The following is a 9,011-nucleotide window of genomic DNA, read 5'->3' as shown; positions in this document are numbered from 1 at the left end:
AGCTCGGCGAGCACGTCGACCGGTCCGAGCCGGTCGGCCACCACCACGTCGGCCTCCGCGAGCGCGGGGCGGCCGCGGCCGGTGAGGCGGGCGAAGGCGCCCGGACCGCCTCCCACGAGCGTGACGCGGCCGCCGCTCGGGCGGCGTCGACGTTGGTCGACGCCGGTACGGAGCCGCTCGGCGAGCGCGTCGCGCACCGCTGCGACGCGGCGAGGGTCGCCACGGCCGTCGCTGACCACGCCGACGGCGATGTCGCCGCTGCGGGTGATGGCCGGGGTGCGGGCGGTGCCGACCTCGGCGTCGTCGGCGACCACGCACCAGGTCCGCCGCTCGCGCGCCCACGTCGCCACCGCGCGGTTGACGTGCGGATCGTCGGTCGCGGCGAGCACGAGCCAGGCGCCGTCGAGGTCGTCCTCACGCACGGGCCGTGCGTGCCACGCGCCGGCATGCGTCACCAACGCACGCAGGTCTCCCACCACCTGGGGAGCCACCACGCGGAGGCGAGCTCCGCCGTCGGCCCATGCCTGGGCACGGCGGGCGGCGACCGCCCAACCGCCGACGACCAGGACCTCGCGGTCGGTCAGGTCGATGCCCAGGAGCGAGATCACGGCACACCTCCGAGATGCACGACGCCGTCGATCACCTCGACCGGCCAGGTCGCCAGATCGGGTGCGAGCCCGGGCCGAGGCGAGTAGCCGACGGCATCGAGGCACCGGCCGGTCGCGAGGTCGAAGACCTGCTTGTACATCGGTGAGGCGACGGTCGGCGTGCCGGCGCGGGTGCCCACGATGCCGCGGGACATCACGTTGGCGCCCGAGAAGGGGTCGCGCTGCTGGACCGCGCGGACCGTGTCGTCCGGCAGTCGGAACAGTGCGACCTGGGTGCTGCCGAGGAGGGCGGCGGAGCCTCGCTCGACCACCAGGTCGGTGAGTCGGCAGACAGGTGTCATCGGTGCACCTCCACGCGCTCGTGCTCGGTGGCCGGCCGGAGCTGGCCGCGCTCGGTCACGTAGGCGAGATCGGGGTCGGCGGCGTCGGGGGCGTTGACGAACGAGCCGAACCGGCGCAGCTTCTCGGGGTCCTCGAGCACGGCACGCCACTCGTCGGCGTAGCTCTCGACGTGTGCGGCCATCGCGGCGTCGAGGTCAGCCGCGATCCCGAGCGAGTCCTCGAGTACCACCTCGCGGATCGCCTCGATACCGCCCTCGTGGTCCTCGACCCAGGCCGCGGTGCGCTGCAGCCGGTCGGCCGTGCGGACGTAGTAGGCGAGGAAGCGGTCGATCGTGCGGATCAGCGCTGCGTCGTCGAGGTCCTCGGCGAACAGCGTGGCGTGGCGCGGGTTGAAGCCACCGTTGCCACCGACGTAGACGTTCCAGCCCTTCTCGGTGGCGATCACGCCCACGTCCTTGCTGCGAGCCTCGGCGCACTCGCGTGCACAGCCCGAGACGCCGAGCTTGATCTTGTGCGGCGAGCGCAGCCCGCGATAGCGCAGCTCGAGCTCGACCGCCATGCCCACCGAGTCCTGCACGCCGTAGCGGCACCACGTGGACCCCACGCAGGACTTCACGGTGCGCAGCGACTTGCCGTACGCGTGGCCCGACTCCATGCCGTGCTCCACGAGTCGCTGCCAGATCAGCGGGAGCTGCTCGATGCGGGCACCGAACATGTCGATGCGCTGCCCGCCGGTGATCTTCGTGTACAGGCCGAAGTCCTTGGCCACCTGGCCGATGACCAGCAGCTGGTCCGGCGTGATCTCGCCGCCGGGGATGCGCGGGACCACCGAGTACGTTCCATCCTTCTGCATGTTGGCGAGCACGTGGTCGTTGGTGTCCTGCAGGGTGGCCTGCTCGCCGTCCAGGATGTGCCCGTTCCCGAGTGAGGCGAGGATCGAGGCGACGGTCGGCTTGCAGATGTCGCAGCCGCGACCCGGACCGGTGCCGAAGCGAGCGATGATCTCGCTGAAGGTGTGCAGGTCGGCCACGCGCACCGCATCGAACAGCTGCGCGCGGGAGAGCTCGAAGTGCTCGCACAGCGCGTTCGAGACCTCCACGCCCGCCCGCTCCAGCTCGGAGGTGGAGAGCTTCTTGACCAGCGGCAGGCAGGAGCCGCAGGTGGTGCCGGCGCGGGTGCAGGCCTTCACGCCCGCGAGGTCGGTGCACCCGTGCTCGGTGACGGCGTCACGGATCTCGCCCGCGCTGACGTTGTTGCAGGAGCACACCGAGGCGGAGTCGGGCAGCTCGAGGCTGGGTGCGGTGCCCGATCCTTCAGGGAGCAGCAGCTGTCCGGGGTCGCCGGGGAGCTCGGCACCGAGCATCGGTCGCAGCGCCGCGTAGGGGGCGGCGTCACCCACTAACACGCCGCCCAGCAGCGTACGGGTGTCGTCGGAGACCACGAGCTTCTTGTAGACGCCGGCCACCGGGTCGGCGTAGACCAGTTCCATCGAGCCCGGCGTGCTGGCGAACGGGTCGCCGAAGCTGGCCACGTCCACACCCTGCAGCTTCAGCTTGGTCGCCGTGTCCGCACCGGGATAGGTGGCCTCACCACCGAGCAGCCTGTCGACCACCACCTCGGCCATCGCATAACCCGGCGCGACGAGACCCACGCAACCTCCGCCGTCGACGTTCGCGACCTCACCGACCGCCCACACGTGGGGGTCCTCGGTACGACAGGACGCATCGACCAGCACGCCGCCGCGCTCCCCGACCGGCAGCCCGGCGGCGCGCCCCAGCTCATCGCGCGGGCGCACGCCGGTGGCGATCACCACCACGTCGGCGTCGAGGCGGCCGGCGGCGAGCTCGAGCGAGCCCACGTGACCGGTGCGGCGGCTCGGCTTGATCCGCGTGGTGCTCGCGTCGCAGCGCACCGCGATCCCCATCCCCTGCAGGATCCGCTTGAGCGCCTCGCCGCCACCGAGGTCGATCTGGGCGTTCATCAGGTGGGTGGTCGCCTGCAGCACGGTGGCCTGCGCGCCGAGCGCCTTCAGCGCGCCTGCGGCCTCGAGGCCGAGCAGGCCACCGCCGATCACCACACCGCGGACCGGGCGCTGCCAGCCCTTCGTCGTGGGGGCCGCCTCACGCCTGGACTCGACCCACCCGCGCAGGGCCGCGACGTCGTCGAGCGTGCGATAAACGAACACACCGGGGAGATCCGCGCCCGGGATCGGTGGCACGGCGGCGCTGGAACCGGTGGCGAGCACGAGCTCGTCGTAGGGGTGGGCGCGGCCGAGCCGGTCGGTGACCGTGCGGGCTGCGCGGTCGATCTCGGTGACCTTGGTGTCCCGGCGGAGGGTGACGAGCTCGTCGTCCCACAGGGCGCGGTCGCCGAGCTCGAGCTCCTCGGCGTCGCGTGCCGAGAAGTAGCTGGTGAGCGCGACGCGGTCGTAGGGCCGGTTCGCCTCCTCTGCCAGCACGGTCACCTGCCAGGCGCCGGCCTCGTCCCGGGCACGGAGCGCCTCGACCAGACGCTGGGCGACCATGCCGCCGCCCACCACCACGAGCTGCCGGGGCATGTCAGGCACCCTCGGGCACGAGCGCGGGCTGCACGCGCGGGGCTGGGCGGCTGGTCTCGGTGGCCGGCTGCCGCTTGCGGCCGTAGGCAAGGTACAGCGGCACCACGGTGAACAGCAGGCCACCGGCCAGGTTGCCCAGCACCGTGGGGATCTCGTTCCAGATCAGGTAGTCCGAGATCGTGAACTGGCCGCCGAGCAGCAGACCCGAGGGGAACAGGAACATGTTGACGATCGAGTGCTCGAACCCCATGAAGAAGAACAGCATGATCGGCAGCCACATCGCGATGACCTTCCCCACCACGTCCTTGGCGATCATCGCCCCGGCCACACCGGTGGAGACCATCCAGTTGCACAGCATCGCCCGGACGAACAGCGTGAGCATGCCTGCGCTGCCGTGATCGGCGTACCCGACCGTGCGGCCCTCACCGATGTGCCCGATCGCCTCCCCGACCTCGTTGGGCGGGGTGTCGAAGCCGTAGGTCACCACGATCGCCATCAGCAGCGCGACCGCGAGCGCCCCGGCGAAGTTGCCGGTGAAGACCAGGCCCCAGTTGCGGAGCACACCCTTCACGGTGATGCCGCGCGAGCGATCGAGCCAGGCCAGTGGACCGAGCACCAGCACGCCGGTGAGCAGGTCGTAGCCGAGCAGGTAAAGCAGCACGAAACCGACGGGGAACAGCAGTGCGCCGAGCAGCGGGGAGCCGGTGGTGACGGTGATGCTGACGGCGAACGCTGCCGCGAGCGAGAGGGTGGCACCGCCCATCACGGCGCGCACGAGCGTGTCGGAGACGTTCATACGGATCTTGGCCTCACCGGCGTCGGCCATCGCGACGACGAGATCAGCTGGCTTCACATAGGACATGAGGCTCTCCAGGTCGGGAGGAGGATTGCCGACGACGCTAGGGACGCCGCGTTTCGCCGTCGTCACGGCTGTGGACCGGACTGTTACGTTCTCCGCTCACTTCGACCTGACACGCTGTGAGATCCGGCCTGCGCGTGGCACCGAACGGGCGTGGACGAGATGGGGCTCGGCGGACGAGATCGTGACTGTGGCGCGAGATCGTGACCGCGCGCTGACGATCTCGCGCCGGAGTCACGATCTCGCCGGACATTGACACCCTCACTGCCGTCCCGTAGGCTTCGGAAAGCGCATTCCGCAGCGTCGACCGTCGTCACAAGGAGTCCCATGGCCACCCGCACCCTCCGTATCGGCATGAACGGCATCACCGGCCGGATGGGGTACCGCCAGCACCTGGTCCGCTCGATCCTGCCGATCGTCGAGCAGGGTGGGGTCACCCTCGCCGACGGCAGCAAGGTGCAGGTGGAGCCGATCCTCATCGGGCGCCGCCCGGACGCCGTCGAGGAGATCGCTCAGCGGCACGGCGTCGAGCACTGGACCACCGACCTCGACGGCACGATCGCCGACCCGAGCGTCGACATCATCTTCGACGCCTCGATGACGTCGCTGCGCGCAGGCACCCTCACCGCCGCCATGAAGGCCGGCAAGCACATCTTCACCGAGAAGCCCACCGCCGAGACTCTCGAGGAGGCGATCGAGCTCGCACGGCTGCGCCAGGAGACCGGCGTGACCGCCGGTGTGGTGCACGACAAGCTCTACCTGCCGGGACTGGTCAAGCTCCGCCGTCTGGTCGATGAAGGATTCTTCGGCCGCATCCTCAGCCTGCGCGGCGAGTTCGGCTACTGGGTGTTCGAGGGCGACATCCAGGCCGCACAGCGCCCCTCATGGAACTACCGCAAGGAGGATGGCGGTGGCATGACCACCGACATGTTCTGCCACTGGAACTACGTGCTCGAGGGCATCCTCGGCAGCGTGAAGAGCGTGGTCGCCAAGACGGTCACGCACATCCCCACGCGCTGGGACGAGAAGGGCGAGGAGTACCCCGCCACTGCCGACGACGCCGCGTACGGCATCTTCGAGATCGCCGGCCCGAACGGTGAGGAGATCATCGCGCAGATCAACTCCTCCTGGGCCGTGCGCGTCTACCGCGATGAGCTGGTCGAGTTCCAGGTCGACGGCACGCACGGCTCGGCCGTGGCAGGCCTGCGCACGTGCGTCGCGCAGCAGCGTGGGCACACCCCGAAGCCGGTCTGGAACCCCGATCTGCCGGTGACCGAACCGTTCCGCGACCAGTGGATGGAGGTCCCGGCCAACGGCGAGCTCGACAACGGCTTCAAGTTGCAGTGGGAGGAATTCATCCGCGACGTCGTGGCCGGGCGCGAGCACCGCTACGACCTGCTGTCGGCCGCGCGCGGCGTGCAGCTCGCCGAGGCGGGGCTCGAGTCCTCGGCCGAGGGCCGTCGCGTCGAGCTGGAGCCGATCGCGCTGTGACCCGGCTGGCCCTCAACACCGCCACCACCAAGTTCGCGACACTCGCCGAGTGCGTCCAGGTCGCCGCTGACGCGGGCCTGACGTCGATCGGCCCCTGGCGGGACCGGGTCGCCGAGGCGGGTCTTGAGAACGCCGCGCGACTGATCCGCGACGCCGGCCTGAGCGTCTCCAGCCTGTGCCGCGGTGGCTTCCTCACCGCCGCCGATGCCGAGGGTCAGGCCGCCGCGCTCGCCGACAACAAGGCCGCGATCGTGGAGGCCGCCACGCTCGGCACCAGCGAGCTGGTGCTGGTGGTCGGTGGTCTGCCCGCCAATCCCGAGCCAGGTGCCGCAGCGCTTCCCGACGGCGATCGCGACCTGGTCGCGGCGCGTCAGCGGGTGCGTGACCGGGTGGGCGAGCTGGTGCCGTTCGCAGCCGAGCACGGCGTGCGGTTGGTGCTGGAGCCGCTGCACCCGATGTTCGCCGCCGACCGGGCTGTCCTCTCCACGCTCGGACAGTGCCTGGACCTGGCCGCGGATTTCCCTGTCGAGAGCGTGGGCGTGCTCGTGGACACCTATCACGTGTGGTGGGATCCGGACCTGGAGAACGTGATCGCTCGCGCCGGCCGCGAGGGTCGCCTCGCGCTGTACCAGGTGTGCGACTGGCTGCTGCCACTGGCCGCCGACCCGCTGCTCTCGCGCGGCTTCATGGGCGACGGCTACATCGACTTCCCCACCATCACCCGTTGGGTCGCCCAGGCCGGCTACACCGGCGCGATCGAGGTGGAGATCTTCAACCAGGAGATCTGGGAGGCGCCCGCTGCTCAGACGGTCGCCACGATGGCGGAGCGGTACGCCCAGCTCGTGGAGCCGTCCCTCGAGGGACGCACTGATCGCTAGCGCGATTTCGCCGCTCGGGCGACAATGGCGGCGATGGGGGTCGTGGACGAGTCGACGTCGCTGACGCACCGGAGCGTCCGGTCGTGTCCGCAGAATCGAGTGCTCGACGGCGGAGCGACCGGCCCACCGGCTGGGTCGCCTTGGCACTCGGTCTGGTCGGCATCGGTGTCCTGACCGTTCCGGTCCTGCTGCCTCGTGCAGCCGCTGACGTACCGGCGTGGGGTGGGATCGGCGCGATCCAATGGGTGGTCGTCGACGGCGAGATCGACGCTGTCGACGTCGGACAGGCGGTTGTCGACACGACCGTGACCCACCGTGCCGAGGGGCGCACCGGCAGCACGGTCGTCATGCTGCAGGCGCCGCCGGAGCCGGGCGACCGTGACGGCACAGACGTGCTGATGGACACCGCGAGCGGCGCGCTTGCCTTCACCTGGACGGTCGACTATCGACTGTTCGACGAGCTCGAGCAGGCGGCACCGCGCTCGGACTGGGTCTGCGAGCCCGCCGCGGATCAGTGGCGCCGCGGGGCGAAGGCGTCGCCTGGAACGTGCTCGACCTCGACCTGACCACCGAGCCGACCGTCACCTGGACCACCGCCGTCGAGCTGTCGGACGACACGATCTCGCTCGACCTGCTCGGCGAGAGCGGCGGGGTCGTCGTCGTGGCGCTGAACAGATCGGTGCGGATCGAGGGCGAACCACCGCCGTCGACGCCCATGCTCGGTCTGGACGCGGCCACCGGCGCCGTGCGACTGCGCATCGAGGACGACGACCAGACCTGCCAGCTCGGCGCTGAGGCCGTCACCTGCGTGACCGACGGCAGCACCCGGGATGCCGCCGTCGTGACCTATCCGACCGATGGCGGTGAGAGTGTCGCCGCCGACCATCCCGGCGCGATGAGTGCCCTGCTGCTGGACGACGGCGGGATGCTGGTGATGGAGGGCGGCACCACTGCGCTCGCGGACCTCGTCCGGCTCGATTCCTCCGGGGCCGAGCTGTGGCGCTCGCAGCTGGCCATCTCCGGGATGGCCGACGCGTCCTACCTCCCGATCGAGGTCACCGCCGGCACGGTCCAGACCTGGGGCGGGACCGTCGATCTCGCGTCGGGTGGAGACCCCACAACCTTCCCACCGCTGGAGACTGCCGTGGACGGGGCGACGCGCACGCTGCTCCACGACGGCACGACACAGCTCGTCGCCGCCGACGGGAGCGAGGTGATCATCCCGCCCGGCGAGATGTGGCTGAGCACCGACGACGCGTTCGGCGGAGCCGTCTCGCTGCGTGAGGAGCCGGCCGGGTCGGTGGTGGCGTATTGGGACGGCGGCACGAGGACGCATGCGCCTTCGGAGGGCGGAAGCTGCTTCACCAGCATCCGGCTCGACGGGGTCCTCGTGCAGTACTGCGACGACGCACCGGATCTCGTCAACCTCAGGTTGGTCGCCATCGACCAGGCCACCGCCGAGCAGCTCTGGGAACGGCCGGACTCCTGGGGTCAGACGCTGGCCACGTCCGACACGCTCGTCCTCGCCACGAACGGCGAGGCCGAGGGTATCGACCGGCGCACCGGCGAGACCCGCTGGTCGATCCAGGTCCCGGACGGCTTCGTGAGGCTCGCCGTTGTCGACGGCGGCATCCTGGCCTTCACGACCGACGTCGTGATGCGACTGGACGCTGACCCATCCCCATGACGGGCACATCCCGGCGAGCGCACAATGGATCTCGATGACCGACGTCGAGGAGTTCGACCTGGTCGAGCACAGCCCGCCACCGACGCCGGTGGGGCAGACTCGCCCACGCCGGTCCGCGCCCTGGTCGTGGGCGGCCCTGGCGGCCGTGCTGGTGCTGGCTGGTGTGGCGTCCGCGCCCGACCGGCCGTATCCCTCGATCGGGGTCGGGACGGCGCAGGGCACCTCGGCGGCCGTGCTCGAACTGGACCTCACCGTTCCAGCGGTCCCGGCCTGGAGCACCGAGATCGAGCTCGCCACCCCGATACCCGTGCTGCGACCCGTGGGCGACGTCGTGATCGTGCTCGACGAGGTGGTCACCGGCTACGACCCGGCGACCGGCGAACCGCTGTGGCGCCACGACGCCGTCGGCGAGACCTGCGCGGTCACGAGCCAGGTCGTGTGCACGGCGCGGGACGGCGTCGGCCTCATCACGAGCATCGACCCGGCGAGCGGGGAGACCGTCACCCTGACGATCCCTGAGGCCGAGTACGCCATCGCTGTCGACGGCGGGCTTGTTGTGGCGATGGACGTCGACCGCGGCCACATCATG

The 9,011-nt window shown here is 70.8% G+C and carries 9 protein-coding genes; 5 read left to right on the top strand and 4 right to left on the bottom strand.

Going from position 1 to position 9,011, the window contains the following annotated elements:
- The 4 genes from ACOJSN_RS19970 to ACOJSN_RS19955 form a co-directional block, all read right to left on the bottom strand.
- Positions 1 to 608 (bottom strand): NAD(P)-dependent oxidoreductase (locus tag ACOJSN_RS19970; RefSeq protein WP_420114235.1); only part of this gene is annotated, 608 nt, incomplete at its 3' end.
- On the bottom strand, positions 605 to 949 hold the full coding sequence (gene nirD / locus ACOJSN_RS19965; protein WP_420114234.1) for a nitrite reductase small subunit NirD: 345 nt from the start codon (positions 947 to 949) through the stop codon (positions 605 to 607). The genes nirD and ACOJSN_RS19970, both read right to left, overlap by 4 nt.
- Positions 946 to 3,507, bottom strand: a complete 2,562-nt coding sequence (gene nirB, locus ACOJSN_RS19960; RefSeq protein WP_420114233.1) for a nitrite reductase large subunit NirB — start codon at positions 3,505 to 3,507, stop codon at positions 946 to 948. Before nirB ends, nirD begins: the two co-directional genes overlap by 4 nt.
- 1 nt (position 3,508) lies before the next feature.
- Positions 3,509 to 4,369, bottom strand: a complete 861-nt coding sequence (locus ACOJSN_RS19955; RefSeq protein WP_420114232.1) for a formate/nitrite transporter family protein — start codon at positions 4,367 to 4,369, stop codon at positions 3,509 to 3,511.
- 324 nt (positions 4,370 to 4,693) lie between these two features.
- On the opposite strand from ACOJSN_RS19955, the gene ACOJSN_RS19950 reads away from it, so the two are divergent.
- From ACOJSN_RS19950 to ACOJSN_RS19930, 5 genes are all read left to right on the top strand, one after another.
- On the top strand, positions 4,694 to 5,857 hold the full coding sequence (locus tag ACOJSN_RS19950) for a Gfo/Idh/MocA family protein (RefSeq protein ID WP_420114231.1): 1,164 nt from the start codon (positions 4,694 to 4,696) through the stop codon (positions 5,855 to 5,857).
- Positions 5,854 to 6,735 carry a sugar phosphate isomerase/epimerase family protein gene (locus tag ACOJSN_RS19945; protein WP_420114230.1) on the top strand — a complete coding sequence of 294 codons (882 nt, stop codon included), beginning with the start codon at positions 5,854 to 5,856 and terminating at the stop codon, positions 6,733 to 6,735. Before ACOJSN_RS19950 ends, ACOJSN_RS19945 begins: the two co-directional genes overlap by 4 nt.
- A gap of 83 nt (positions 6,736 to 6,818) precedes the next feature.
- Positions 6,819 to 7,301, top strand: coding sequence for a hypothetical protein (locus tag ACOJSN_RS19940; protein ID WP_420114229.1), 483 nt, complete (start codon positions 6,819 to 6,821; stop codon positions 7,299 to 7,301).
- On the top strand, positions 7,283 to 8,422 hold the full coding sequence (locus tag ACOJSN_RS19935) for a hypothetical protein (protein ID WP_420114228.1): 1,140 nt from the start codon (positions 7,283 to 7,285) through the stop codon (positions 8,420 to 8,422). Before ACOJSN_RS19940 ends, ACOJSN_RS19935 begins: the two co-directional genes overlap by 19 nt.
- Positions 8,423 to 8,456: 34 nt before the next feature.
- On the top strand, positions 8,457 to 9,011 hold a 555-nt coding region (locus ACOJSN_RS19930), incomplete at its 3' end, for a hypothetical protein (RefSeq protein ID WP_420114227.1).

The sequence above is a fragment of the Pseudactinotalea sp. genome (genome assembly GCF_048594945.1).
Classification (GTDB): domain Bacteria; phylum Actinomycetota; class Actinomycetes; order Actinomycetales; family Beutenbergiaceae; genus Pseudactinotalea.
The sequence above is the reverse complement of the archived record's forward strand: the minus strand, read 5'-3'. Positions and strand labels throughout refer to the sequence as shown.